This window comes from Microbacterium sp. Beta (assembly GCF_005502545.1).
GTDB lineage: Bacteria > Actinomycetota > Actinomycetes > Actinomycetales > Microbacteriaceae > Microbacterium > Microbacterium oxydans.
This window is the reverse complement of the sequence record NZ_SCOG01000001.1, coordinates 179,962-204,441: the sequence shown is the minus strand read 5'-3', so window position 1 is coordinate 204,441 and position 24,480 is coordinate 179,962. Positions and strand designations below refer to the sequence as shown.

At 67.0% G+C, this 24,480-nt stretch carries 26 protein-coding genes; 21 read left to right on the top strand and 5 right to left on the bottom strand.

The annotated features are described in order from the left end of the window. Positions 1-3 precede the first annotated feature (3 nt). Positions 4-1,314, bottom strand: a complete 1,311-nt coding sequence (locus FFS56_RS01040) for a UDP-glucose/GDP-mannose dehydrogenase family protein (protein WP_127012275.1) — start codon at positions 1,312-1,314, stop codon at positions 4-6. Positions 1,315-1,673: 359 nt separating this feature from the next. Here FFS56_RS01040 and FFS56_RS01035 point away from each other — a divergent pair, with 359 nt between their 5' ends. The 5 genes from FFS56_RS01035 (at position 1,674) to FFS56_RS01015 (ending at position 7,144) form a co-directional block, all read left to right on the top strand. Then, complete coding sequence (locus FFS56_RS01035; protein WP_046748310.1) at positions 1,674-3,950, top strand: polyribonucleotide nucleotidyltransferase; 2,277 nt, start codon at positions 1,674-1,676, stop codon at positions 3,948-3,950. Between the two features lie 219 nt (positions 3,951-4,169). Continuing rightward, positions 4,170-5,198, top strand: coding sequence for an aldo/keto reductase (locus FFS56_RS01030; RefSeq protein WP_218867343.1), 1,029 nt, complete (start codon positions 4,170-4,172; stop codon positions 5,196-5,198). Positions 5,199-5,267: 69 nt separating this feature from the next. Further along, positions 5,268-5,870 carry a histidine phosphatase family protein gene (locus tag FFS56_RS01025; RefSeq protein ID WP_046748311.1) on the top strand — a complete coding sequence of 201 codons (603 nt, stop codon included), beginning with the start codon at positions 5,268-5,270 and terminating at the stop codon, positions 5,868-5,870. A 99-nt stretch (positions 5,871-5,969) separates the two neighbouring features. Continuing rightward, positions 5,970-6,710, top strand: a complete 741-nt coding sequence (dapB, locus tag FFS56_RS01020; protein ID WP_058630523.1) for a 4-hydroxy-tetrahydrodipicolinate reductase — start codon at positions 5,970-5,972, stop codon at positions 6,708-6,710. Continuing rightward, positions 6,710-7,144, top strand: a complete 435-nt coding sequence (locus FFS56_RS01015; RefSeq protein WP_052748741.1) for a hypothetical protein — start codon at positions 6,710-6,712, stop codon at positions 7,142-7,144. Before dapB ends, FFS56_RS01015 begins: the two co-directional genes overlap by 1 nt. Positions 7,145-7,176: 32 nt before the next feature. Here FFS56_RS01015 and FFS56_RS01010 read toward each other — a convergent pair whose 3' ends face one another. The 3 genes from FFS56_RS01010 to FFS56_RS01000 all read right to left on the bottom strand — a co-directional run bounded on the left by FFS56_RS01010 (position 7,177) and on the right by FFS56_RS01000 (position 8,692). Further along, a complete protein-coding gene (locus FFS56_RS01010) occupies positions 7,177-7,602 on the bottom strand; it encodes an OsmC family peroxiredoxin (protein WP_046748314.1) in 426 nt (141 codons plus the stop codon). An 80-nt stretch (positions 7,603-7,682) separates the two neighbouring features. Continuing rightward, the gene (locus FFS56_RS01005; protein WP_046748315.1) at positions 7,683-8,258 is read right to left on the bottom strand and encodes a DUF4395 domain-containing protein; all 576 of its coding nucleotides are present in this window, start codon (positions 8,256-8,258) and stop codon (positions 7,683-7,685) included. 20 nt (positions 8,259-8,278) lie between these two features. Beyond that, positions 8,279-8,692 carry a thioredoxin family protein gene (locus FFS56_RS01000; RefSeq protein ID WP_046748471.1) on the bottom strand — a complete coding sequence of 138 codons (414 nt, stop codon included), beginning with the start codon at positions 8,690-8,692 and terminating at the stop codon, positions 8,279-8,281. A gap of 117 nt (positions 8,693-8,809) precedes the next feature. Here FFS56_RS01000 and FFS56_RS00995 point away from each other — a divergent pair, with 117 nt between their 5' ends. The 3 genes from FFS56_RS00995 to FFS56_RS00985 are packed head-to-tail and all read left to right on the top strand — an operon-like array spanning position 8,810 to position 10,853. After that, positions 8,810-9,619 carry a thymidylate synthase gene (locus FFS56_RS00995; protein WP_046748316.1) on the top strand — a complete coding sequence of 270 codons (810 nt, stop codon included), beginning with the start codon at positions 8,810-8,812 and terminating at the stop codon, positions 9,617-9,619. After that, positions 9,616-10,092, top strand: coding sequence for a dihydrofolate reductase (locus tag FFS56_RS00990; protein WP_046748317.1), 477 nt, complete (start codon positions 9,616-9,618; stop codon positions 10,090-10,092). Before FFS56_RS00995 ends, FFS56_RS00990 begins: the two co-directional genes overlap by 4 nt. Beyond that, positions 10,092-10,853: an SDR family oxidoreductase gene (locus FFS56_RS00985; protein ID WP_127012274.1), complete on the top strand. Its 762-nt coding sequence runs from the start codon at positions 10,092-10,094 to the stop codon at positions 10,851-10,853. The genes FFS56_RS00990 and FFS56_RS00985 overlap by 1 nt, the downstream gene beginning before the upstream one ends. A 32-nt stretch (positions 10,854-10,885) precedes the next feature. Here FFS56_RS00985 and FFS56_RS00980 read toward each other — a convergent pair whose 3' ends face one another. After that, positions 10,886-11,449 (bottom strand): NUDIX hydrolase, encoded by a 564-nt coding sequence (locus FFS56_RS00980; RefSeq protein ID WP_127012273.1) that lies wholly within the window; start codon positions 11,447-11,449, stop codon positions 10,886-10,888. Positions 11,450-11,494: 45 nt separating this feature from the next. Between FFS56_RS00980 and FFS56_RS00975 the strand changes: the two genes are divergently transcribed. From FFS56_RS00975 to miaA, 13 genes are all read left to right on the top strand, one after another. Next, on the top strand, positions 11,495-11,914 hold the full coding sequence (locus FFS56_RS00975) for an EF-Tu/IF-2/RF-3 family GTPase (protein ID WP_127012272.1): 420 nt from the start codon (positions 11,495-11,497) through the stop codon (positions 11,912-11,914). A gap of 28 nt (positions 11,915-11,942) precedes the next feature. Then, positions 11,943-12,920, top strand: a complete 978-nt coding sequence (dapA, locus tag FFS56_RS00970; RefSeq protein ID WP_046748321.1) for a 4-hydroxy-tetrahydrodipicolinate synthase — start codon at positions 11,943-11,945, stop codon at positions 12,918-12,920. Positions 12,921-12,973: 53 nt separating this feature from the next. After that, positions 12,974-14,650 (top strand): ribonuclease J, encoded by a 1,677-nt coding sequence (locus FFS56_RS00965; RefSeq protein WP_046748322.1) that lies wholly within the window; start codon positions 12,974-12,976, stop codon positions 14,648-14,650. A 72-nt stretch (positions 14,651-14,722) separates the two neighbouring features. Continuing rightward, on the top strand, positions 14,723-15,217 hold the full coding sequence (locus tag FFS56_RS00960; protein WP_046748323.1) for a GNAT family N-acetyltransferase: 495 nt from the start codon (positions 14,723-14,725) through the stop codon (positions 15,215-15,217). A gap of 74 nt (positions 15,218-15,291) precedes the next feature. Then, the gene (locus tag FFS56_RS00955) at positions 15,292-18,027 is read left to right on the top strand and encodes a DNA translocase FtsK (protein ID WP_046748324.1); all 2,736 of its coding nucleotides are present in this window, start codon (positions 15,292-15,294) and stop codon (positions 18,025-18,027) included. Beyond that, a complete protein-coding gene (gene pgsA, locus FFS56_RS00950) occupies positions 18,027-18,602 on the top strand; it encodes a CDP-diacylglycerol--glycerol-3-phosphate 3-phosphatidyltransferase (RefSeq protein WP_046748325.1) in 576 nt (191 codons plus the stop codon). The genes FFS56_RS00955 and pgsA overlap by 1 nt, the downstream gene beginning before the upstream one ends. Continuing rightward, positions 18,599-19,084, top strand: a complete 486-nt coding sequence (locus tag FFS56_RS00945) for a CinA family protein (RefSeq protein ID WP_046748326.1) — start codon at positions 18,599-18,601, stop codon at positions 19,082-19,084. Before pgsA ends, FFS56_RS00945 begins: the two co-directional genes overlap by 4 nt. A gap of 141 nt (positions 19,085-19,225) precedes the next feature. Continuing rightward, positions 19,226-19,534 (top strand): helix-turn-helix transcriptional regulator, encoded by a 309-nt coding sequence (locus tag FFS56_RS00940; protein WP_026049981.1) that lies wholly within the window; start codon positions 19,226-19,228, stop codon positions 19,532-19,534. A gap of 18 nt (positions 19,535-19,552) precedes the next feature. After that, entirely contained in the window at positions 19,553-19,777 is a 225-nt protein-coding gene (locus FFS56_RS00935) for a DUF3046 domain-containing protein (protein WP_046748327.1), read from the top strand. 267 nt (positions 19,778-20,044) lie between these two features. After that, positions 20,045-21,094 carry a recombinase RecA gene (gene recA / locus FFS56_RS00930; RefSeq protein ID WP_046748328.1) on the top strand — a complete coding sequence of 350 codons (1,050 nt, stop codon included), beginning with the start codon at positions 20,045-20,047 and terminating at the stop codon, positions 21,092-21,094. Between the two features lie 407 nt (positions 21,095-21,501). Then, positions 21,502-21,975, top strand: coding sequence for a regulatory protein RecX (locus tag FFS56_RS20735; protein WP_231589704.1), 474 nt, complete (start codon positions 21,502-21,504; stop codon positions 21,973-21,975). A gap of 49 nt (positions 21,976-22,024) precedes the next feature. Further along, on the top strand, positions 22,025-23,572 hold the full coding sequence (gene miaB, locus FFS56_RS00920; RefSeq protein ID WP_046748472.1) for a tRNA (N6-isopentenyl adenosine(37)-C2)-methylthiotransferase MiaB: 1,548 nt from the start codon (positions 22,025-22,027) through the stop codon (positions 23,570-23,572). Further along, positions 23,569-24,480: a tRNA (adenosine(37)-N6)-dimethylallyltransferase MiaA gene (gene miaA / locus FFS56_RS00915; protein ID WP_127012271.1), complete on the top strand. Its 912-nt coding sequence runs from the start codon at positions 23,569-23,571 to the stop codon at positions 24,478-24,480. The genes miaB and miaA overlap by 4 nt, the downstream gene beginning before the upstream one ends.

Here is a 24,480-nt window from a genome sequence, read left to right as displayed (position 1 = left end):
CGCTCAGCGCCGACCCATGCCGTGGTACTGCCAGCCGGCGGCGCGCCACGCGGTCGAGTCGAGGCAGTTGCGGCCGTCCACGATGACCCGGCCCCGTACGAGTGCCCCGGCGTGCTCCGGCGAGAGGTCCCGTCGATACTCATCCCACTCGGTGACGACCACGACGGCATCGGCCTCCCGCAGCGCCTCGTCGCGGTCACGGGCGTAGCCCAGCTGCGGATGCGCCTTGGCCGCGTTGTCGACGGCAGCGGGGTCGGTGACCACGACATCAGCGCCCAGACCGCGAAGACGCACGGCCACGTCGAGGGCCGGTGAGTCCCGGATGTCGTCGCTGAAGGGCTTGAACGCCGCTCCCAGCACGGCGATCCTGCGACCGAACACCAGACCGCCCAGTGCATCCACGACGAGCTGCACGGCTCGATCGCGACGCCGGAGATTGATCGTGTCGACTTCACGCAGGAAGCCGACCGCCTCGCCGCGGCCCAGCTCTTCCGCCCGCGCGGCGAACGCCCTGATGTCCTTGGGCAGACAACCGCCGCCGAATCCGATGCCCGCGCCGAGATAGCGCCGCCCGATCCGTGTGTCATGGCCGAGCGCATCGGCGAGCAGAGTGACATCTGCGCCGGACGCCTCCGCGATCTCCGCCATCGCGTTGATGAAGGAGATCTTCGTGGCGAGGAAGGCGTTCGCCGCTCCCTTGACCAGTTCCGCGGTCGCGAGATCCGTCACCAGGAACGGCACCCCGCTTTCGACGGCGGCACCGTACACGTCACGGAGGATCCAGACCGCGCGCTCGCCGGCGGCATCCGACTCGGCACCCACGACGAGACGGTCCGGTGTCAAAGTGTCGTGCACGGCCCAGCCCTCGCGGAGGAACTCCGGATTCCAGACGAGCGTCGCACCCGTGGGGGAGATGCGAGCGGCGAGCTCGCCTGCGGTGCCGACGGGAACAGTGGATTTGCCGGCCACCACGTCTCCTGGGCGCAGGTGGGGGAGCAGATCGTCGACAGCCGCGTCGACATAGCGGAGATCTGCGGAGTGCGCACCCGGGGTCTGTGGGGTGCCGACAGCGAGGAAGTGCACGTCTGCGCCCCCGGCATCGGCCATCCGCGCGCTGAAGCGGAGCCTTCCGGTCGACAGGCCTTGCGCGATGAGCTCGGCGAGTCGTGGTTCGAAGAACGGCGCAGCGCCCGACGCGAGCGCGGCGACCTTGTCCCGGTCGACGTCGATGCCCACGACGTCGTGTCCCAGGGAGGCCATGGCGGCGGCATGAACGGCTCCGAGATATCCGCAGCCGATGACGGAGAGGCGCATGAACCCACCACAGCGGATGCCCCCCTCGCTTCGGCATCCACGGGGTGAACGTGTCGTGGCCGGTCGATGGCGGATCCGCGTCGCGCGCCGACTCGCAGGATTCGAGGTCCGCGCTGATAGAGTGGATGAGGTTGATGTCTGTCAACCGCACAATTTCATATCGACTCATGGAGCGATCGGCGGAGAAGCTGGTCCCCTGTGGTGGGTTCCTCGGCAGATGTCGGGTGGCTTTCTACTGGTGGCCAGCGCAGGCGAGATTCGCGGGAATGCCCGCGCGCCCGAACCCTTCCGTTCCGCTCCTTTGAACATGCTCGCGCGTCACATGGATTCGCGAGTCTAAACAAAGAAGGAGAGACCTCTTGGAAGGTCCTGAAATCACCGCCACCGAGGCCGTTCTCGACAACGGCCGCTTCGGCACCCGCACCATCCGCTTCGAGACCGGCCGCCTCGCGCAGCAGGCTCAGGGCGCAGTCGCCGCGTACCTCGACGGCGAGACCATGCTCCTCTCGGCCACGAGCGCAGGCAAGCACCCGCGCGAGGGCTTCGACTTCTTCCCGCTGACGGTCGATGTCGAAGAGCGCTCCTACGCCGCCGGCAAGATCCCCGGCTCGTTCTTCCGTCGTGAGGGTCGTCCCTCCACCGAGGCGATCCTCGTCTGCCGTCTGATCGACCGTCCGCTGCGTCCGTCGTTCGTCGACGGCCTGCGTAACGAGGTCCAGGTCGTCATCACCGTGATGTCGATCGCTCCCGGCGAGTTCTACGACGCTCTCGCCATCAACGCCGCATCCGCGTCGACCCAGATCTCGGGTCTCCCGTTCTCGGGTCCCGTCGCCGGTGTGCGCCTCGCGTTCATCCCCGGCCAGGGCGAGCACGCCGACCAGTGGGTCGCGTTCCCGACCGCCGAGCAGGTCGCGGAGGCCGTGTTCGACCTGATCGTCGCCGGTCGTGTCGTCACCAAGGCCGATGGCACCGAAGACGTCGCGATCATGATGGTCGAGGCTGAGGCCACCGAGCACAGCTGGAACCTGATCAAGGCCGGCGCCACCAAGCCGAACGAAGAGATCGTCGCTCAGGGTCTCGAGGCCGCGAAGCCGTTCATCGCTCAGCTCGTGAAGGCTCAGGCCGAGCTCGCCGCCACGGCGTCGAAGGAGCCGGGCGTGTACCCGGTCTTCCCGGCGTACAGCGACGAGGTCTACAGCTTCGTGTCCGAGCGTGCGTTCGCCGAGCTCAGCGACGTCTACCAGATCGCCGACAAGGTCGAGCGTCAGACCGCCGACGACGCGATCAAGGACCGCGTGAAGGCGGAGCTCATCGAGGCCACCGAGGCGGGTTCGCTCCCGGCCGCAGCCCCGCTCGAGTTCTCGGCCGCGTACAAGTCGGTCACCAAGCGGATCGTCCGCGGTCGCATCCTCACGGAGGGCGCTCGTATCGACGGTCGTGGGCTGGCGGACATCCGTCCGCTCGACGCCGAGGTGCAGGTCATCCCGCGCGTGCACGGCTCTGCGATCTTCCAGCGCGGCGAGACCCAGATCCTGGGTGTCACCACGCTGAACATGCTCAAAATGGAGCAGCAGATCGACTCGCTGTCGCCTGTGACGAGCAAGCGTTACATGCACCACTACAACTTCCCGCCGTACTCGACCGGTGAGACCGGCCGTGTCGGTTCGCCGAAGCGTCGCGAGATCGGGCACGGCTTCCTGGCCGAGCGCGCCCTCGTGCCGGTGCTGCCGAGCCGCGAGGAGTTCCCGTACGCGATCCGTCAGGTGTCCGAGGCGCTCAGCTCCAACGGTTCCACCTCGATGGGCTCCGTCTGCGCGTCGACCCTGTCGCTGCTGAACGCGGGTGTGCCGCTGCGCGCCCCCGTCGCCGGTATCGCGATGGGTCTCGTGTCGGACGAGGTCAACGGTGAGACCCGCTACGCGGCTCTGACCGACATCCTGGGTGCGGAGGACGCACTCGGCGACATGGACTTCAAGGTCGCCGGAACCAGCGAGTTCGTCACGGCCATCCAGCTGGACACCAAGCTCGACGGCATCCCGACGCAGGTTCTCGCCGGTGCGCTCACCCAGGCTCGTGAGGCTCGTCTGACGATCCTCAACGTCCTGAACGCTGCGATCGACGCTCCCGACGAGATGGCGCCCACCGCGCCTCGCGTCATCAGCGTGCAGATCCCGGTCGACAAGATTGGCGAGCTGATCGGCCCGAAGGGCAAGACGATCAACGCGATCCAGGATGAGACCGGCGCGCAGATCTCCATCGAGGAGGACGGCACCGTCTACATCGGCGCCACCGACGGCCCGTCGGCTGAGGCCGCTCGTGCCCAGGTCAACGCGATCGCCAACCCCACCAACCCGGAGGTCGGGGAGCAGTTCCTCGGCACCGTCGTGAAGATCGCCACCTTCGGTGCGTTCGTCTCGCTGCTCCCGGGCAAGGACGGCCTCCTGCACGTCACCGAGGTGCGCAAGCTCGCCGGTGGCAAGCGGGTCGAGAACGTCGACGACGTGCTCTCGGTCGGCCAGAAGATCCTCGTGAAGATCACGAAGATCGACGACCGTGGCAAGCTCTCGCTCGAGCCCGTCCTCGACGACGCTCCTGCCGCTGAGGCTGCCCCTGCAGAGGACGCAGCCGCCGAGTAAGCGCGACGTTCGAACGGAACCCGGGCCTCTTCGCGAAGAGGGGGCCCGGGTTTCATCGTCCAGTGGTGTGACCAAATCGTTATCTGGAGTTTCCGCGCCGTTCCCCGGATTGGTCGGGGCGTCCGGGGAATTCGCTTACTCTCGAAGTACGCACCGGGGGGTGCAGATCCAGCAGGTACGCAGGTCGGCACGCACCGATCGACGCGGGGGTGAGAGAGAATGCGGTTGTTCAGCGTAGGCGCAGGAGCGTCTGAGGAAGGCGCCAAGCAGGGCGTTGCCGAGCATCCGTCCGCGCCCATCCCGATCGTCGGACCGGGGATAGGGGAGTCCATCCGCGTCGCCCTGGGCGAAACGGGTTTCGAGACGTTCCCTCTGATGCTCGGCGCGGCGGAGTTCGGCTGGAACGTCGACCTCGAGACCAGTCACGGCATTCTCGACCGCTATGTGGAGTTCGGCGGAAACGCCATCCACACCGCTGACGGCTTCTCCGGCGGACGCAGCGAGCACATCATCGGGCAATGGTTGCGGTCGCGCGGTCAGCGCGAGCGCAGTGTCCTGAGCGTCCGCATCGGCGCCCACGCCGACAACCCCGGCCTCGGTTCGGTCAACCTCGTGCGTGCCGTCGAGGGATCGCTGACCCGGCTCGGTGTCGACCGCATCGATGTGCTCTATCTCGATGCCACCCTCGACGCGACGACCAACCTCGAAGACACCTTGGCGACCGTCGAATGGATGACGGATGCCGGGAAGATCGGTTCGGTCGGTGCATTCGGCTTCGCCCCGGAGCGACTCGTGGAAGCACGCATCCTGGCCGCGGCCGGTTACCCGCGCATCCAGGTGATCGACACTCCCTACAACCTGGTCCGCCGTCAGCCGTTCGAGGGTGATCTTCGCCTCGTGGCCGGTGCGCAGAACCTCGCCGTCACGCCGTCTCACGCGCTCGAGCACGGATTCCTGTCGGGTCGGCATCGCAGCAAAGCGCTCACGTCGCGCGGTGTGCGGGGCGAGCAACTGCGTGGTCATCTGAACCGCCGGGGGATCAAGATCCTGCGCGCTCTCGATCAGGTCGCCGAGGAAGTGAGTGCTCCTGTCGCGGCGGTCTCCATCGCCTGGTTGCTCGCTCAGCGTACGATCGCCGCGCCCATCGTCAACGCGTTCGCGAGCGATCACGTCGATGAGCTGATGCAGGGAGCGGGTGTCTCGCTCTCGCGCAGCCAGGTGTCCGATCTCACCCGGGCGGGTAACTGAGCTTCCAGCCGCCCGTGACATAGGGTGGAAGAGAGGTCCGGCGGATGCTGGCGATGAAGCGAGCGATTTGTGACGCACTACATTTATCTGGTCAGACACGGTGAACATCAGGATGCCGAGTACGGGCTCGCAGACGGACCCCTCTCGCCGAGGGGGCAACGTCAGGCGGAGCTGATCGCGGATCGGCTGTCCGGGCTCCCGCTCGACGCCGTCTGGCATTCCCCGCTGTTGCGCGCGAACGAGACGGCGCGGGCGATCGCGGCTCGTCTGCCGTCGGTGGATCCCGAGCCCACCGCGCTGCTGTTCGACTGCGTCCCGACCGGGATGACGGAGGAGACTCCTTCCGTGTTCGAGCCGTTCTTCGGTTCCGTCACCGAGGCCGAGATCGAGGCTGGGCGGGCGCAGATGTCCGATGCCGTCAATGAGTTCCTGGTGCGCAAGACCGGAGACGTGCACGAGGTGCTCATCACCCACAACTTCGTGATCTCCTGGTTCGTGCGGGAGGTGCTCGCCGCACCGGAGTGGCGGTGGATGACCCTGAACCAGTCCCATTGCGGGCTGACGGTGATCGCTCAGAAGCAGGGGCGGCCGTGGACGCTGCTCACGCACAACGACACCGGCCACCTTCCGGTGGAACTGCGCACCGGGATCCCCGATGCGCTGCTGGTCTGAGCGCCCCGCTCCGACGCGCCTCCGCGGTGTCGCGGAATCCGAGGTGTCTGCCCGCGCGCCCCTGACCGTGCGCTGTCGGCCGCGAAATAGACTGGATGCATGACCACGCAGGTAGCACTCGTCGGCGGAACCGGGAAGCTCGGCACGATCATCGGTGCGGTGATCGATGAGCTCGACGGGTTCGAGGTGAGCCGTGTGCTGACCTCTTCCAGCGATCTCGCGGAGATCGACGGTGCTGACCTGGTCGTCGATGCATCGACGCCGCAGGTGAGCATCGAGGTGGTGCGCGCAGCCGTCGAACGTGGCATCAACGTGCTGGTCGCGACCTCGGGCTGGTCGGCGGAGCGGATCGCGCTCGTACGTCCTCTCGTCGAGGCGGCCGGCACCGGTGCCGTCTTCATCCCGAACTTCTCTCTCGGCTCGGTCCTCGGGTCAGCGCTGGCGGCGGCCGCTGCGCCCTTCTTCGGCTCGGCAGAGATCATCGAAGCGCACCGCGAGACCAAGATCGACTCGCCGAGCGGAACGGCCGTGCGGACCGCGGAACTGATCGCGACCGCGCGCGCGGAGCAGGGGCCCGTCAGCGCACCGCATGCGGACCAGCGTGCCAGGGGGCAGCAGGTCGGCAGTGTGCCCGTCCACTCTCTGCGGCGCCCCGGGGTCGTCGCCAAGCAGGAAGTCATCCTCTCCGGCCCGGGGGAGTCGCTCACCTTCACACACGACACAGTGGACTCGGCTCTCGCCTATGCCCCGGGGATTCGGCTCGCCGTGCCCTTCGCGCTGAAAGCCGACGGCGTGTTCGTGGGTCTTGAGCACATGATCGACATCGGCATCCGATCGTGATGTCGCGTATCGGCGTCGCGTTGATGGCCGCGGCGCTGCTCCTCTATCTCGCCGTCGCGATCTGGCTCGCGGTGATGTTCATCTCGGTCGGCACCGGCGTGTCCATCGGCATGGGGGTCACCCTGCTCGTGCTGGCACCGATCGGAGCATGGGCGCTGGTCCGGGAGATGATGTTCGGCTTCGGCGCCGATCGTCTGGGACGCCTCCTCGATGCGGAGGGCGGGATGCCTCCGGTCGAGACGGAACTGACGCCCAGCGGGCGGATCGCCCGCGCGGATGCCGATCCGCTGATCGCCCGGTACGCCGCAGAAGCGGATGCGGCGGGTGACGATTGGCGGGCGCGCTATCGGCTGGGTGTGGTCCAGGACGCGGCGGGCCGCCGGAAAGACGCCAGGGCCAGCATTCGCGAGGCGATCCGGCTCTCGCGCCGCTGACCCTGGTGCCCTGAACGGATTCCGCGCCGCGATCAGGCGAGTGTCGCCTCCAAGGTGATATCGATCCCCGAGAGCGCCTGAGACACCGGGCAGCCCGTCTTGGCTCCGTTCGCGATCTCCTGGAACGCCTCGGGCGTGAGATTCGGGACCGTCGCATTGACGTTGAGGTGGCTGCCGGTGATGCCGACGCCCGGCTTGAACGTGACCGACGCCGTGGTGTTGACGCGCTCCGGCGGAGTGCCGTTCTCGGCGAGCGCGTGGGAGAGCGCCATGCTGAAGCACGATGCATGCGCGGCCGCGATGAGCTCCTCGGGCGTCGTGGTCGTGTCGCTGCCCTCGCTGCGCGCCTTCCAGTTGATCGGGAAGGTGCCGAGATGGGACGACGAGAACGCGACCGTACCCGACCCCTCCATGAGCGATCCGGTCCAGGTGCTGGCGGCTTCGCTGGTGACAGGCATGATTCCTCCGGTTCTCGCACTGCGGGCGCAGCGTCGGCTGGTCGCCAGCCTACCGAGCGGCGGAGGGGCGGGGAACAGCCTCAGGCGGCGGCAGGCCTGCCGATGAGCCCCGCTCGCTGCAGCACGAGGTAGAGCTGGCAGCCCAGGCAGAAGGCGAATGCCGCGTTGAGGAAGGCCGCTACGAAGGCGGCAGCGGTCGCGATCGGCAGAGCCCACGGAACGCCGAGGAGGTGCAGCACGAGACCGATACCCACCACGAAGAGTCCGACACCCTGCGAGAACCTCGGAGGGCGGGGGTCTTCGAGCTCGGCGGGCGGAGCGAGACGCGGTCGCACCGCTGTGCGGAACAGCGCGCCCCAGGGAGCGGTCCGCGGCGACACCACACCCCACAGGAACAGCGCGGCGGCGACGGCGGTGAGGAGGAAACCGGGATCGAGAGCGCGCTGCGCGAAGGAGGCGGAGGAGATCGCCCACCCCGTCGGCGTGAAGGAGGCATCGGCGAGCGGCTGGTACGCGAACCAGCCGAACGTCGCGGCACCCGCCTGCGCTGTGGATATCCCCGTCAGTGCGAGGAACGTCGCCACCAGCAGCAGCACCGCGGTGATCGCTGCGGCGAATCGGGGGCCTCTGGGGTCGATGCCGGCGGGATTGCTCATGGATGCTCCGTTTCTTCGGCTCAGAGGGTTGCGAGGGCGTCGGTGAGGGCATGCCGGTGAGGGACACCGTGGAATCGCGCGCGCACGGCACCCGACCCGTCCACGACGAAGGTGGTCGGTGTCTGGAGCACCTTGTAGCGGGTCGAGAGGTCGGGACGGTGAGTCAGATCCACCTCCACATGGCGGAGACCCTCGTGTTCGGCGGCGTATGCGCCGAGCAGCCTGCGCACCTGCGGACACCGCGCGCACATCTCAGTGCTGAACTGCACCAGGGTCGCCCGGGACCCGAGTTCGGCGGAGTCCGCATCCGTGGGGACGAAGTGAAGCGTGCCGCCGTCGCGTCGCCGACCGTCACGGCGTCGCAGCGCGACACCGATGAGCGTCGCGAGCACGAGCAGTGCAGCAGCGAAGCCGAGGGCCAGGGCGGGAGACATGGGTCGAGGATATGCCGCTCCAGGGCGCTCGGGGCCGATGTTTCCGACGATGACGGCGACGTCCCGGGGGCGCGCTCATCCGCCCGACAGGGTGAGGGTGGCGGTATCGTGGCTGTCATGAGCGCAGCCGTCCCGACTCCTTATGAAGATCTGCTCCGAGACGTCCTGGAGAGCGGCACGCACAAGTCCGATCGCACCGGCACCGGCACGACGAGCGTCTTCGGTCGACAGATCCGCTTCGATCTGTCGAAGGGGTTCCCGCTCATCACGACCAAGCGCGTGCACTTCAAGTCCATCGCCTACGAGCTCCTCTGGTTCCTGCAGGGCGATTCGAACGTGGGGTGGCTTCGAGAGAACGGCGTCACGATCTGGGATGAGTGGGCGGACGAATCCGGCGACCTCGGTCCTGTCTACGGGGTGCAATGGCGTTCCTGGCCGACGCCCGACGGCGGCAGCATCGACCAGCTCTCCGAGGTGATCGAGCAGATCCGACGGTCGCCCGATTCGCGGCGGCTGATCGTCTCGGCATGGAACCCCGCCGACATCCCCGACATGGCGCTCGCGCCGTGCCACGCGCTGTTCCAGTTCTACGTCGCCGACGGCAAGCTCTCCTGCCAGCTGTACCAGCGCAGCGCGGACATGTTCCTCGGAGTGCCGTTCAACATCGCTTCCTACGCGCTCCTCACGCTGATGATCGCTCAGCAGGTGGGGCTCGAGCCCGGCGACTTCGTCTGGACCGGCGGCGACTGCCACGTGTACGACAACCACGTGGAGCAGGTGCGCGAGCAGCTGAGCCGTGAGCCTTACGCATACCCGACGCTGCGTTTCGCGCGGAAGCCCGAGTCGATTTTCGACTACCGCTACGAGGATTTCATCGTGGAGGACTACCAGCACCACGCGCCGATCAGGGCGGCGGTCGCGGTATGACGTGGGTGGGCTTGATCTGGGCCGAAGCGCACGGTGGCGTGATCGGCGCGGAGGGCGGCATGCCGTGGCATGTGCCAGAGGACCTGGCTCACTTCAAGGAAGTCACCCTCGGCGCTCCGGTCGTGATGGGGCGCAAGACCTGGGACTCTCTCCCTGAGCGCTTCCGTCCGCTCGCCGGCCGCGAGAACATCGTGGTGACCCGGCAGCAGGACTGGTCCGAGGAGGGCGCGCGTCGCGCGGCGACGGTCGCCGAGGCGGTCCGCGGACTCGACCGGGCATGGATCATCGGCGGTGCGGAGATCTTCCGACAGGTGATCGGCGACGCGGACCGTCTGGAGGTCACCGAGCTCGACCTGGACGTCGCCGGCGACGTGTACGCCCCGGACAAGAAGGGCTGGCGCCTGGTCGACGAGGGGGAGTGGCAGACCTCCCGCACCGGCGTCCGGTACCGCTTCCTGGGATACGAGCGCTGATGCCCACCGCGCTGATCACCGGAGCAAGCGCAGGGCTGGGCGCCGAGTTCGCCCGTCAGCTGGCGCGGCGGCGGGCCGACCTCATCCTGGTGGCGCGCTCGGTGGGCGCCCTCGAGAAGCTGGCGGCGGAACTGCGGAGCGAGTACGGGGTCGCGGTCGAGATCGTGTCCGCCGATCTGGCGGAAGAGGCAGGAGTCGAGAAGGTCGCGGAAAGGCTGCGCGACACCACGGACCCTGTCGACCTTCTCGTGAACAACGCGGGGTTCGGATTGCCTCTGCAGTTCGCCGACAACGACATCGACGACGAGGTCCGTCACCTACGGCTGCATGTGGAGGCGTCGATGCGCCTCATGCATGCGGCGCTCCAGTCCATGCGCGGTCGCGGCGGGCGCATCATCAACGTCGCCTCGGTCGCGGGATTCATCTCGCGCTCGACCTACTCCGCATGCAAGGCATGGCTCATCGGCTTCAGCCGCTGGGCCAACACCGAGTACGCGAGGGACGGAGTCTCCGTGACGGCGCTGTGCCCGGGTTTCACCCACACGTCGTTCCATGAGCGGATGGGGCTGCCGGTGGGTCAGGAGGGTGTTCCCGCCATCATGTGGCTGAATGCGCGAGACGTCGTCAGGATCGGCCTTCGCGATGCGGCGCTCGGCAAGTCGGTGTCGGTGCCGTCGCTGCGATACAAAGCGATCGTCGCTCTGGCGCGCGTGCTGCCGAGTTCACTCACCTCCGGTGTGGCCCGTCGCGGCCGGGTCTGATCACAGACCTTTCCGGGGTCGATCCGCGAGGTTCAGCGGAACCTTCCGAGCCGGATCCCGGCTTTCGCGATGGCGGCGATCGTCTCGCCGTCCGTGATCGTGTCCTCGGCGATCATCGTGAGGACGTCCTCGAACGGTACCCAGGAGACGGCGCGGATGCCTTCTTCCGCCTGCGTCTCGGCGGAGACGCCGCGTGATGCGTCTTCGCCCGTGATCGGATGGAGGTCGCGGGCGAGGAAGACGTGCTCCGGGGCCTCGGCGATGCCGTTCAGAGCCAGCATGCCGCCGAGAGGGGTCCAGTCGGCCGCCTCGTACCCCGTCTCCTCGCGGAGTTCGCGCTGAGCCGCGACGAGTGGGTCCTCCCCGTCGCTGCCACCGGCCGGAATCTCGACGCTCGTGCCGACGGTGTATCTGTCGATCGTGACGAGGCACACGCGCTCGCCCTCGTCCATCGCGACGACGAAGACGGCCGGATGCTGCATGGAGACGACACCGTAGATGCCCTCGTCGCCTGAGGGCCCCGTGATCCGGTCCTCTCGCACGCGGATCCATGCGTTCTCGTACTTCGTGTCGGTGCTTCGTGTGAGCCAGCCCATCCCACGAGCGTACGGCGGAGCGCCCCCGGTCCGTACGATCGGTGCATGGGTTTGTTCAGGAGAAAGCGCGATCCTCAGGGTGCCGATGAGATGCTTCAGGCGTACAACGCTGCGGAGGCCGCTCGCCTCGCGGACCTCACCGCGGGGATCTCCGCCGATACGGCCGCGCCCCTGACTGTCGGCAGTGAGGCCGGAGCCGGAGAGGTCGCCGTCGAGGACGTGTTCAGGATCACCGGCCGCGGTCTCGTGGCCACGGGCAAAGTGAGCCGCGGTGTCGTCCGCGTCGGAGACGCCGTCTCGGTCATCCGTGACGGTGCCGCGCTGTCGACGACCGAGATCACCGGAATCGAGATGTTCCGTAAGCGCGCGAACGAGGCGAGGGCCGGTGACATGGTCGGGGTGCTCCTGGCAGGGAAGAACGACGTCGCCCGCGGGGACGTCATCCGCGTCTTCGCGTCCGCATGACCGGTGGTCGAACCGATACGCTGGGTCTATGACGCACTCGGGCAACCCCTTCGGACAGGTTCTCGTCGCGCTTGTCACTCCGATGACGGCCGACGGCGAAGTCGACTGGCCCGCCGTCGAGAAGCACATCGATGACGTGATCACCGCGGGAGCGGACGGCATCGTCGTGACGGGAACGACCGGCGAGACCTCGACTCTGACGGACCCCGAGAAGCTCAAGCTCGTCGAGGTCGGCAAGTCCGTCTCCGCAGGTCGGGCGAAGATCATCACGGGTGGCGGGTCGAACGAGACCGCGCACGCGATCGAGCTCTACAAGGCCAGCGAGAAGGCAGGCGCCGACGGCATCATGATCGTCACGCCGTACTACAACAAGCCCACGCAGGCGGGCATCCTCACACACTTCCGTCTGGTGGCCGACGCCACCGACCTCCCGGTGATCCTCTACGACATCCCGGGCCGGACCGGTGTGCCGATCAAGTACGAGACGATCCTGCGTCTGGCGAAGCACCCGAACATCCTCGCTGTGAAGGATGCCAAGGGCGACTTCTCCGAGGTGAGTCGGGTGCTGAACCAGACCGATCTCATGTACTTCTCGGGCGACGACGCGAACGTGCTGCCGCACCTCGCGATCGGGGCGACCGGGTTGATCGGCGTGACGGCCAACGTCGCCGCGGCGCCGTACCGCACGATCATCGACGCGGTGAACGCGGGAGACCTCGCCACGGCCACGGCGGAGCACAAGCGGCTCGAGCCGCTCGTCCGCGCCGTGATGACGCATGTGCCTGGGACCGTCGCGGCCAAGTACATCCTGCACGGACTCGGTCGCATCTCGAGTCCGCGCGTCCGACTTCCCCTGGTCGGTCCCGAGGAATGGGAGGCGGCGCTCATCGAGGATGAGCTCGACCTCGTCCAGGACGTTCCCGGTGCCGACTTCTCGAACTTCCGTCCCGACCGCAATGCGGCCGCGGGCGGTGCCCTGCCGAAGGTGCACGGCACGACGCGCTGAGTCGCGTCGCCATGAACGAACGGACGCGCGGAGTGTCCGACTGAGGAGACAGCATGTCCATTCCCCTGGTAGAACCGACCGCTCTCGATGAAGGGACGCTGCGGGTCATCCCGATCGGCGGGCTCGGAGAGATCGGTCGCAACATGACCATGTTCGAGTACGACGGGAAGATCCTGATCGTCGACTGCGGTGTGCTCTTCCCGGAGGAGCACCAGCCGGGCGTCGACCTGATCCTCCCGGACTTCGAGCCCATCCGTGATCGCCTCGAAGACATCGTCGGTGTCGTGCTCACGCACGGCCACGAAGATCACATCGGCGCCGTGCCCTACCTCCTGCGCCTGAAGAGCGACATCCCTCTGATCGGCTCCGGGCTCACCCTCGCGCTGGTCGAGGCGAAGCTCAAGGAGCACCGCATCAAGGCCTTCACCCTCACCGTGAAGGAGGGGCAGGAGGAGCGGGTCGGTCCGTTCGACCTGGAGTTCGTCGCGGTCAACCACTCCATCCCCGACGCGCTGGCCGTCGCCATCCGCACCCCCGCCGGCATGGTCCTCGCGACCGGCGACTTCAAGATGGACCAGCTTCCCCTCGACGGCCGGATCACCGACCTGCGCGCGTTCGCCCGCCTCGGGGAAGAGGGCGTCGATCTGTTCCTCGTCGATTCGACCAACGCCGACGTTCCCGGCTTCACCCCGACGGAACGCTCCATCGGCCCCGTGCTCGATCAGGTGATCGCGAAGGCGCCGCGTCGCGTCATCGTCGCCAGCTTCTCCAGCCACGTCCACCGTGTGCAGCAGGTCATCGATGCCGCACACGCCAACGGGCGCCGCGTCGCGTTCCTCGGCCGCAGCATGGTCCGGAACATGACGATCGCCGAGCAGCTCGGCTACCTGAAGGTGCCGGACGGCGTCCTGATCGACTTCAAGAAGGCACGTGATCTGCCCGACGAGCAGATCGTCTACATGTCGACGGGCTCGCAGGGAGAGCCGATGGCCGTGCTCAGCCGGATGGCGAACATGGATCACGCGATCGAGATCAGCGAGGGCGACACCGTCATCCTCGCCTCCAGCCTCATCCCGGGCAACGAGAACGCGGTGTACCGCGTGATCGACGGCTTGACCAAGCTGGGCGCCAACGTCGTGCACAAGGCGAACGCGAAGGTGCACGTCTCCGGGCACGCCGCCGCGGGTGAGCTCATCTACTGCTACAACATCCTGAAGCCGAAGAATGTCCTCCCGGTCCATGGCGAGTACCGCCACCTCATCGCGAACGCCAAGCTGGCGCAGGACACCGGCGTGCCGGAGGACAACACGATCATCGCCTCGAACGGCACCGTGATCGACCTCAAGGGCGGGGTCGCGAAGGTCGCAGGTCAGCTCGATCTCGGGTTCGTGTACGTCGACGGCTCAACCGTCGGCGAGATCACGGACGCCGACCTCAAGGACCGCCGGATCCTCGGCGAGGAGGGCTTCATCTCGGTCATCGTCGTGGTGGACGCCACGACCGGGCGCATCATCTCGGGCCCGGAGATCCATGCGCGCGGCGTCGCCGAGGACGACTCCGTGTTCGACGACGTCACGCCCAAGATCGTCGCCGCGCTCAAGGAGGCGTCCGGCAATGGTGTCCGTGACACCCATGCGCTGTCGCAGGTCGTGCGACGCACGATCGGTCGCTGGGTCAATCAGCGGCTTCGTCGTCGCCCCATGATCGTGCCGCTCGTCATCGAGGCGTGACGGCGGCGCGGTCCTCTCGCACTCACGGGTAGTCGTCATGCCGACGTAACACCGTCGGCCTATGCTCGCGTCATGCACAGGGGCTTCTCGCTTCGCAGGGCGTCGCAGACGGATGCGATGTTCCTCGGCGACATGCTCGTCGAGGCGGCGAACTGGCGAGCCGGAGGAGTGCGGCCACGGCACGAGGTGCTGACCTCGACGGAGCATCGCCGCTACCTCGCGGGGTGGAAACGCATGTCAGACGACGGCCTCGTCGCGCTGGGTGACGATGACGTCGCGGTCGGTGCCGCCTGGTATCGGGTGCTTCCGCAGAACGAGCCGGGATTCGGTTTCATCGGCATCGCGGTCCCCGAGCTGATCGTCGGCGTGCACCCGCTCTGGCGCGCTCGGGGTGTTGGTCGGTCCCTGCTGCGCGGCATCGTGCAGCTCGCCGGGTCCCAAGGCCATGCCAGGATCAGCTTGAGCGTGGAGCGGGACAACTTCGCGCGCAATCTGTATCGTGCGGAAGGGTTCGCCGTGGTGGGTCAGGGGTCGACGCGCGACACGATGGCTCGCGGTACGGGGTAGCGTACGCTCTCTCCGATCCGTGGAAAGCCGCGTCATTACGCGGCGATGTCGCCTGTTGGACGTAACGTGAGAGCATGGCCAGGAGTACCACGAAGACAGAGCGCGCGTCGACGAGCGCACCGTCGCGCCCCAAGCGGCAGACGGCTCCCAAGGCCACGCCCGCTCGCAAGGCCCAACCCGCTCCCAAGAAGTACATCGACGAGGCCGACAAGCCTCCAGTCGCCGTCCGTGCCTGGGTCGGGCTGGCGCACGGGGTCGGAGGACTCTTCCGCGCGTTCGGCCCTGAGACCCTCGAGAAGGACGACCGTCGCGACGGCTTCCCGTTCTTCCTCGTGCTCCTCGCCGTGCTCGGTGCGGTCAACGAGTGGTTCTTCATCGGCAACGAGGTCGCAGCGAACATCAGTGCCTACTCGGTGGGTCTCTTCGTCGGACGCGTGGCCTTCATCATGCCCGTGCTGCTCCTCCTGCTCGCCGGATGGCTGTTCCGGCACCCGTCCTCTGTCCACGACAACGGTCGTATCGGCATCGGCTTCGGCATGTTCGTCCTCGCCCTCGCGGGGATCTTCCATGTCGCAGGGCCTCGCCCGCATCCGAACCAGGGGATGCCTGCGCTCAGCGAGTCGGGCGGTCTGCTGGGCTGGCTGGTGGGGCAGCCGCTGACGTACCTCACCGACATCCCGGCGTACATCGTGCTGTCGCTGCTCGTGGCACTCAGCATCCTGATCCTCACCAAGACACCGCCGAATCGCATCGGTTCGCGCCTCGGGGATCTCTACGCCTGGATGTTCGACGCGGAGCGACCGGAGAAGCCGACGAAGGACGCCGCAGCGATCGACGACGCGGACAAGACCGATGACCCCGACGTACTGCCGTGGTGGCGCCGGAACAAGACCGGCCGCGAAGAGGACCCGGATGAGGGCACACTCGATTCCGACGACATCACCGCGCTCCTGACCACCTCCGATCCCACGCCTGCGTACGACCAGGCAGTGGTCGTCGAGAATCCTTACGACGCGGCCACCGAGGTGCTGTCCGAGGTCAGGTCGGTCGCCGACTCGCTCGCCGAGCAGCAGACCACGGCCCTGCTCGATGACTCCTCTGAGACAGGAGAGGTGCCGGAACTACCCGGTCTCGACGGGTTCGGCACCGATGGTCCGGGCGACCGCGGCCCGCAGGCCCCCGTCACGCCATACATCCTCCCGTCTCCCGGACTCCTGGTCGAAGGCCCGCCGCCCGTCATGCGCTCAGAGGCGACCGACAAGGTGATCGAGCAGATCACCAGCGTGCTGTCGCAGTTCAAGGTCGATGCCAAGGTGACCGGCTTCTCCCGCGGACCGACGGTCACGCAGTACGAGGTCGAGGTGGGCCACGGCGTCAAGGTCGAGAAGATCCTGCAGCTGAGCAACAACTTCGCCTACGCCGTGGCCTCGAACGACGTGCGCATCCTCTCGCCGATCCCGGGCAAGAGCGCAATCGGCATCGAGATCCCGAACGCCGACAAGGAGATGGTGGCTCTCGGCGATGTGCTGCGCTCGCCCGCTGCGCAGAAGAGCACGCACCCCATGACCATCGGCGTCGGCAAAGACGTCGGCGGCAACATCGTCATCGCGAACCTCGCGAAGATGCCGCACCTCCTCGTGGCCGGCTCCACCGGTTCGGGTAAGTCGAGCTTCGTGAACTCCATGATCACGAGTCTGCTGATGCGTGCCCGCCCGTCCGACGTGCGCATGGTGCTGATCGACCCGAAGCGTGTCGAGCTGACCAGCTACGCCGGTGTCCCGCATCTGATCACGCCCATCATCACGAACCCGAAGAAGGCGGCGGAGGCGCTGCAGTGGGTCGTGAAGGAGATGGACATGCGGTACGACGATCTCGCGTCGTTCGGTTTCCGGCACATCGACGACTTCAACCGGGCTGTCCGCGCGGGCGAGGTCGAGCTCCCGGTGGGCAGCGAGCGTGTCCTGAAGCCGTACCCGTACCTTCTGGTGGTCGTCGATGAGCTCGCCGACCTCATGATGGTCGCCCCTCGCGACGTCGAGGACTCGATCGTCCGCATCACGCAGCTCGCACGTGCCTCCGGCATCCATCTCGTGCTAGCGACTCAGCGCCCGAGCGTCGACGTCGTGACGGGCCTGATCAAGGCCAACGTCCCGTCACGACTCGCCTTCGCCGTGACGAGCGTCACGGACAGCCGGGTCATCCTCGACAGCCCCGGTGCCGACAAGCTCATCGGTCAAGGTGACGCCCTCTTCTCACCGATGGGCTCATCGAAGCCGTTCCGCCTGCAGGGCGCGTGGGTCGATGAGAAGGAGATCGACGCGGTCGTCAAGCACGTCACACGTCAGGCACGTCCGGACTACCGTCCGGACGTGCAGGAGGCGATGGAGCCGACGAAGAAGAAGGAAGTCGACGAGGACATCGGGGATGACCTGGAGCTGCTGCTCGCAGCCGCCGAGCTCATCGTCTCCTCGCAGTTCGGATCGACGTCGATGCTCCAGCGCAAGCTCCGCGTCGGGTTCGCGAAGGCAGGTCGTCTCATGGATCTGCTCGAGTCGCGCGAGATCGTCGGCCCCTCCGAGGGGTCGAAGGCGCGAGACGTGCTGGCGACCGCCGAGCAGCTCCCGCAGGTGATGGCCAAGTTGCGCGGAGAGGACGTTCCGGCACCGACATCGGCATCGGCTGCGCCTGCGGTTCCGCCCGTCCCGCCGCTCCCGCAGACGCATGACCCGATCGCGGCTCAGTACGAGGGTCTTCCCGAGGTGGAAGCTGAGGGCGACGAAGATGCCTGGGGCTTGACGGGACGCGACTGATGGCGATCCCACGGCAGCTCCCCAACGCCATCACGGTCGCGCGCATCCCGCTGGCCGTCGTCTTCTTCGTCCTGCTCCTGCTGGGTGGCACCTATGGGTTCTCGGACCCGGGTCTCCGCTGGACGGCCGGAGTCATCTTCATCGTCGGGATCTCGACGGACTGGGTCGACGGGTACCTCGCCCGCAAGTACGACATCGTCAGTGATTTCGGCAAGCTCTGGGATCCGATCGCCGACAAGATGCTCACCGGTGCCGGCTTCATCGGGCTCGCGATTCTGGGCGAGGTCAACTGGTGGATCGTTGCGATCATCCTCGTGCGCGAATGGGGCATCACGATCCATCGGCTCATGGTGGCCAGCGAACACGTCGTGGCCGCGGCCTGGATGGGCAAGATCAAGACCGCGTTCCAAGGGGTGGCGCTCGGGTGGGCACTCCTCCCGCTGCACTACGTCATCGGTCTCGACGCCTGGACATTGATCACGTTCATCCTCATGCTCATCGTCCTGGTCCTCACGGTGGCGAGCGGCATCGACTACGTCGTGGCGCAGGTACGCGGGTCGCGCCGGAAGTCATGAGTCAGGCGGCAGCCGAGGTCCTCGCTGCGCTGGGCCGACGAGGATGGAAGCTCGGCGTGGCCGAATCCCTGACCGGGGGCGCCCTGTGCGCCGATCTCGTCGCGGTTCCCGGAGCGTCAGCCGTGCTGCTCGGAGGCGTCGTGGCATATGCCACGCCGGTCAAGTCGTCCGTGCTGGGCGTGGATGAGGGCCTGCTGTCGAGATACGGGCCGGTGCATCCGCAGGTCGCACTGGAGATGGCAGACGGCGTCAGACGCGTCGTCGGCGTCGACGGCGAGGCTGCCGATGTGGGGGTGTCCACGACCGGGATCGCCGGACCGGTGTCTCCGGACGGGCAGCCCGTCGGCACGGTGCACATCGGCGTCGTCACCCCCGCGGCATCGCGGACCAGGGCCTTTCTCTTCGTCGGCGACCGGGAATCGATCCGGGCGCAGACGGTGGACGCGGCACTCCAGGAGATGCTCGCCCTGCTCTCGGAATAGCAGAGCCCTGCGGCTGGTTATCTCTGATGTGCTCACACGTAAACCACAGAGTGCAGGAGTAGATTCTGTGCACGCCAGGGGTACTAGACTGGCTGTCTCATCGGGGGAGACCTCGAGCGAACACAGGGGGAGGAGGTTCCGATGATTCTTGTACGACAGGAAATCGGCGATGTGCTGAGGGACTTCCGCCTGCAGAAGGGGCGTACGCTCCGGCAGGTCGCCAGCAAGGCATCGGTCGCACTCGGCTACCTCAGCGAGGTGGAGCGCGGTCAGAAAGAGGCTTCGAGCGAGATTCTCGCCTCGGTCGCAGACGCTCTCGACGTCCCCATCTCGACGATCATGCGCGAAGTCGGTGACCGCATTTCGGTGCTCGAGGGCATTCAGGTCTTCCCTGACGTCGTTCCCGACGACCTCGTGGCGTCGGTCGAGCCTCAGCTCTCGCTGCACTGACCCCCGAATGGGGTGGTGATGCGTCGTAGCGAGTTCCTTCGCGCCGTCGATACCGAGTTCGGGCTGAGGGCTTCCTCTCTGGTCAACGACCTCGGCCTGAGTGCCGTAGGTGGGCGTACCGCTCTCGAAGCTCTCGCCGACGGCACGCCGCCGCGAGACATCTGGCTGGCGCTGTGCGCGGAGATGGACGTTCCCGAGGACAGGCGCCACGGAGTCGGACGGCAGGAGCCGCGGCGGCGCTGACCTACGTTCCTCGTCCGCCCTCTACGGAACACGACGCACCATTTGCGGCGTGTCGTCGAAGATTCGTTCGAAGCGGGCGTAGTCTTCTGCACAAGTGGTCCGGACCGTTTGTTCTGCACTGTATGTGAGATCGTCGCACCGATGTCGGTGGTCCCTCCTACGGTGGAAACAAGCCGAAGAGCCATTACGCCTTGTCGGAGAGTTTCTCCCAACCGGAAGAGCCGCGACAGCCTACAGGCGGCATCACGCGCGCAGAAGGAGCACATCATGCCATCACCCGCCGACCGCGAGAAGTCCCTCGAGACCGCCCTCGCTCAGATCGACCGCCAGTTCGGAAAGGGCTCGGTCATGCGGCTGGGCAGCGATGAGCGTGCCCCTGTGGCCGTCATCCCGACCGGCTCCATCGCCCTCGACGTCGCCCTCGGCGTGGGAGGACTGCCGCGTGGCCGAATCGTAGAGATCTACGGACCGGAGTCCTCGGGTAAGACGACTCTCACGCTGCACGCGATCGCCAACGCTCAGCGCGCCGGGGGAATCGCGGCGTTCATCGATGCCGAGCACGCGCTCGACCCCGACTATGCCGCGAAGCTGGGCGTCGACATCGATGCTCTCCTGGTGTCGCAGCCCGACACCGGTGAGCAGGCGCTCGAGATCGCCGACATGCTGGTGCGCTCCGGAGCCATCGACCTCATCGTCATCGACTCCGTCGCGGCGCTCGTGCCTCGTGCCGAGATCGAGGGCGAGATGGGCGACTCGCACGTGGGTCTGCAGGCGCGACTCATGTCGCAGGCCCTTCGTAAGCTCACCGGTGGTCTGAACCAGACCAACACCACCATGATCTTCATCAACCAGCTGCGTGAGAAGATCGGCGTCTTCTTCGGTTCCCCCGAGACCACCGCCGGCGGTAAGGCGCTGAAGTTCTACGCCTCGGTCCGCATGGACATCCGTCGTATCGAGACGCTGAAGGACGGAACCGATGCCGTCGGAAACCGCACCAGGGTCAAGGTCGTGAAGAACAAGATGGCGCCGCCGTTCAAGCAGGCGGAGTTCGACATCCTCTACGGCGTCGGCATCTCCCGCGAAGGCAGCCTGATCGACTTCGGCGTCGAACACGCCATCGTGAAGAAGTCGGGTTCCTGGTACACCTATGACGGTGATCAGCTGGGTCAGGGCAAGGAGAACGCACGCACGTTCCTGCTCAACAACCCCGACATCGCTCTGGCTATCGAGACGCAGATCAAGCAGAAGCTCGGTATCGGCGGGCCGTCCGGTGCCCCGGCAGCTGCCGATGAGCTCGCAGAGCGTCGTCCGGCCTGATGAACGACTCGCGTGGGGGCGATCCTGACCGGATCGCCCCCATCATCCCCCTCTTCGGCGGAACAGCGAAGAAACCAGGAGCGACGCCTTCCACGCCGGTCACGCAGTACGGCGAATCAGCGACACTGCCATCATCGCGAGGCGACGGGGATGCGGTCTGGCGTACGACCTGGGACTCTCCTCCAGGCGACCCTGCTTCCATCGACACAGCCGACGATGCAGCTCACGCGGGAACCCCGAGTGAGCGCCATCCGGCGCGCGGGCGCAGGGATCCCTCCGGCGCCAGGAGCTCTCATCCCTCGCGGCCGGCTCCCAGGCTCCGCGCGCTCGACGCGACGGAAGGAGACGGCGCGACTCAGCAAGAGGCGTCACACGCTGAGATCCGGGTCGCGGCCGAGGAGTCGCTCGTGCGAAAGCTGCGAGCCCGGTCGTTGTCGATCTCTGAAGCCCGGCAGGTGCTGCGTGGTGCGGGCCTCGAAGGTAGTGCGATCAGCGATGTGATCGACGACTTCTGCCGTCGTGGTTACCTCGATGATGCGGCCCTGGCCGGCGTCCTCGTGAGGTCGGGAGTGGATCGAAAGGGGCAGGGGAGAGTCGCTCTGTCTCGCGCGCTCGCTCAGCGGGGGATTCCGCGTGAGGTCATCGATAGCGCGCTCGAAGAGCTTCCGGACGACGACGACGAACGCGCACTGGAGTTCGCCCGCACCAAGGCGCGGTCGATGACTCGACTCGACCCCGACGCGGCGCTCCGTCGTCTGGTGGGACAGCTTTCTCGTCGTGGCTACGGCGGAGCGGTCGCCATGAAGGCGGCGAAGGTCGCGCTGCGCGAGGCTTCGTTCGGCGGAGCGACCTCAGGGGTGCGGTTCGTCGATTCCGACTGAGCAGTGAGCGCCGCTTCCGCACGGAAACGGCTCGTACAATGGGGTGATCATGACTATCCCGCGCAGCGAACCGACGATCATCGGCGCGTCGTCGGCAGCCGTCGACGTCGACGGACGACAGCGATCGTATGAAGTACGCACCTTCGGGTGCCAGATGAACGTGCACGACTCCGAGCGCCTCTCGGGCTCGTTGGAGAGCGCAGGTTACGTCAGGGCAGTCGACGGTGCGGAAGCCGATGTGGTGATCATCAACACCTGCGCGGTCCGCGACAACGCCGCAGGCAAGCTCTACGGCACACTCGGCCATCTCGCGTCGGTCAAGCGCCGCAAAGACGGGATGCAGATCGCCGTCGGCGGCTGCCTCGCACAGATGGACAAGCAGGCTGTGCTCGACAAGGCGCCGTGGGTCGATGTCGTGTTCGGCACCCACAACATGGGTTCCCTTCCGGGGCTGCTCGAGCGCGCCCGCCACAACGGGGATGCCGAACTCGAGATCCTCGAGTCGCTCGAAGTGTTCCCCTCAACCTTGCCTACGAAGCGAGACTCGGCGCACAGCGGCTGGGTGTCGATCTCGGTCGGGTGCAACAACACCTGCACGTTCTGCATCGTGCCCAGCCTGCGCGGCAAGGAGAAGGACCGTCGTCCCGGCGACATCCTGAACGAGATCCGGCTTCTGGTCGAAGACGGTGCGATCGAGGTGACGCTTCTCGGGCAGAACGTGAATTCCTACGGCGTCGAATTCGGCGATCGACAGGCGTTCGGCAAGCTCCTGCGCGCGGCCGGTGAGATCGAAGGCCTCGAGCGCGTCCGATTCACCAGCCCGCACCCCGCAGCCTTCACGGATGACGTGATCGATGCCATGGCGGAGACTCCGAACGTCATGCCGCAGCTTCACATGCCATTGCAGTCGGGGAGCGATCGCATCCTCAAGGCGATGCGACGTTCCTACCGCAGTGAGCGCTTCCTCGGGATCCTCGACCGCGTCCGCGCGCGCATCCCGAACGCCGCCATCACGACCGACATCATCGTCGGGTTCCCGGGGGAGACCGAGGAGGACTTCGAAGACACCATGCGTGTCGTCGAGCAGGCTCGTTTCTCCAGCGCCTTCACCTTCCAGTACTCGATCCGCGAAGGCACGCCTGCGGCGACCATGGAGGATCAGGTTCCGAAGGACGTAGTCCAGGCGCGCTACAACCGCCTGATCGCCCTTCAGGAGCGCATCTCGCTGGAAGAGAACCAGAAGCAGGTGGGTCGGCAGATCGAGGTTCTCGTCTCCACGGGTGAGGGCAAGAAGGACACCGAGACCCACCGGCTCACCGGTCGCGCGGAGGACAACAGACTCGTGCACTTCGAGGTGACACCGGGGTCGGACCTTCCTCGTCCAGGAGACGTCGTTACCGTGACGGTGACCCATGGAGCTCCGTTCCACCTGCTCGCAGACGACCCGACGGGAGCGCCTCTCAAGATCCGTCGCACTCGAGGCGGAGACGCCTGGGACCGTTCGCAGTCGGAGTCGTGCGCGGTACCCGCCCCGAGCGGCAACGGCGAGAAAAAGGCTGTGTCACTCGGGCTTCCGACACTGCGCGTCGGGGTGTGACCGAACCTCGCCTCTGGGCGATCGTCGGGGCGACCGGTACCGGGAAGAGCGACCTCGCGATAGAGCTGGCCGAGGCGCTGCGAGCCCGAGGGAACCCGGCTGAGATCGTGAACGCCGATGCCATGCAGCTCTACCGCGGTATGGACATCGGCACAGCGAAGGTGTCGTCGGCGGAGAGGCGGGGGATCCCGCATCATCTCTTCGACGAGCTCGATGTCGATGAGGACGCGGCTGTCGCTTGGTATCAGCCCCGAGCGCGCGCCGCCGTGGAGGACATCCACCGTCGCGGGGGTGATGCGATCCTCGTCGGTGGCTCGGGCCTGTACGTGTCGAGCGTCGTCTACGACTTCCGTTTCCCGCCGCGGGACACGGCGCTGCGCGAGCGCCTCGAGCAGGAGTTCGAGATGCTCGGAGCCGCGGTCATGATCGAGCGGCTGCGCGGGCTGGATCCCGAAGCGGCCGACCGTGTCGATCGGCGCAACCCCCGCCGCGTCATCCGCGCTCTCGAGGTGCTGGAACAGGGGAGCGCGACCCATGGTGCGGCGCTGCCCGACACGCCAGTGCTGTGGCACCCGCACACAAGACTGATCGGACTCCGCGTCGATCGCCCCGCACTGGTGGAGCGCCTCGACGCCAGGGTCGAGCGCATGTGGGCCGAAGGTCTGCCGGACGAGGTCGCCGGGCTGCGCTCCCGCGGGCTCGAGCGCGGAGGAACAGCGCCGCGCGCCATCGGCTACGCGCAGGCGTTGGACCAGCTCGACGGTCGTCTCACGCAGGACGAGGCCATCGCGCAGACCCAGGCCCTCACGCGGCGATACGCCCGTCGACAGGTGTCGTGGTTCAAGCGGTATCCCGACCTCGAGTGGTGGGACGCCCCCGCGGAGGTTGCTGCGCTCCTCCCGTCCTGA

Bases quoted from the DNA above. Each gene is read 5' to 3' on its own strand.
- FFS56_RS00955 (WP_046748324.1), top strand. From the start codon at position 15,292: ATGGCCAGGAGTACCACGAAGACAGAGCGCGCGTCGACGAGCGCACCG.
- FFS56_RS00940 (WP_026049981.1), top strand. From the start codon at position 19,226: ATGATTCTTGTACGACAGGAAATCGGCGATGTGCTGAGGGACTTCCGC.
- dapA (WP_046748321.1), top strand. From the start codon at position 11,943: ATGACGCACTCGGGCAACCCCTTCGGACAGGTTCTCGTCGCGCTTGTC.
- FFS56_RS00965 (WP_046748322.1), top strand. From the start codon at position 12,974: ATGTCCATTCCCCTGGTAGAACCGACCGCTCTCGATGAAGGGACGCTG.
- FFS56_RS00985 (WP_127012274.1), top strand. From the start codon at position 10,092: ATGCCCACCGCGCTGATCACCGGAGCAAGCGCAGGGCTGGGCGCCGAG.
- FFS56_RS01015 (WP_052748741.1), top strand. From the start codon at position 6,710: ATGTCGCGTATCGGCGTCGCGTTGATGGCCGCGGCGCTGCTCCTCTAT.
- FFS56_RS00990 (WP_046748317.1), top strand. From the start codon at position 9,616: ATGACGTGGGTGGGCTTGATCTGGGCCGAAGCGCACGGTGGCGTGATC.
- FFS56_RS00980 (WP_127012273.1), bottom strand. From the start codon at position 11,449: ATGGGCTGGCTCACACGAAGCACCGACACGAAGTACGAGAACGCATGG.
- FFS56_RS01010 (WP_046748314.1), bottom strand. From the start codon at position 7,602: ATGCCTGTCACCAGCGAAGCCGCCAGCACCTGGACCGGATCGCTCATG.
- FFS56_RS00975 (WP_127012272.1), top strand. From the start codon at position 11,495: ATGGGTTTGTTCAGGAGAAAGCGCGATCCTCAGGGTGCCGATGAGATG.
- FFS56_RS01040 (WP_127012275.1), bottom strand. From the start codon at position 1,314: ATGCGCCTCTCCGTCATCGGCTGCGGATATCTCGGAGCCGTTCATGCC.
- FFS56_RS01030 (WP_218867343.1), top strand. From the start codon at position 4,170: ATGCGGTTGTTCAGCGTAGGCGCAGGAGCGTCTGAGGAAGGCGCCAAG.
- miaB (WP_046748472.1), top strand. From the start codon at position 22,025: ATGACTATCCCGCGCAGCGAACCGACGATCATCGGCGCGTCGTCGGCA.
- recA (WP_046748328.1), top strand. From the start codon at position 20,045: ATGCCATCACCCGCCGACCGCGAGAAGTCCCTCGAGACCGCCCTCGCT.
- FFS56_RS00945 (WP_046748326.1), top strand. From the start codon at position 18,599: ATGAGTCAGGCGGCAGCCGAGGTCCTCGCTGCGCTGGGCCGACGAGGA.
- pgsA (WP_046748325.1), top strand. From the start codon at position 18,027: ATGGCGATCCCACGGCAGCTCCCCAACGCCATCACGGTCGCGCGCATC.
- FFS56_RS00995 (WP_046748316.1), top strand. From the start codon at position 8,810: ATGAGCGCAGCCGTCCCGACTCCTTATGAAGATCTGCTCCGAGACGTC.
- FFS56_RS01005 (WP_046748315.1), bottom strand. From the start codon at position 8,258: ATGAGCAATCCCGCCGGCATCGACCCCAGAGGCCCCCGATTCGCCGCA.
- FFS56_RS01000 (WP_046748471.1), bottom strand. From the start codon at position 8,692: ATGTCTCCCGCCCTGGCCCTCGGCTTCGCTGCTGCACTGCTCGTGCTC.
- FFS56_RS00935 (WP_046748327.1), top strand. From the start codon at position 19,553: ATGCGTCGTAGCGAGTTCCTTCGCGCCGTCGATACCGAGTTCGGGCTG.
- dapB (WP_058630523.1), top strand. From the start codon at position 5,970: ATGACCACGCAGGTAGCACTCGTCGGCGGAACCGGGAAGCTCGGCACG.
- FFS56_RS00960 (WP_046748323.1), top strand. From the start codon at position 14,723: ATGCACAGGGGCTTCTCGCTTCGCAGGGCGTCGCAGACGGATGCGATG.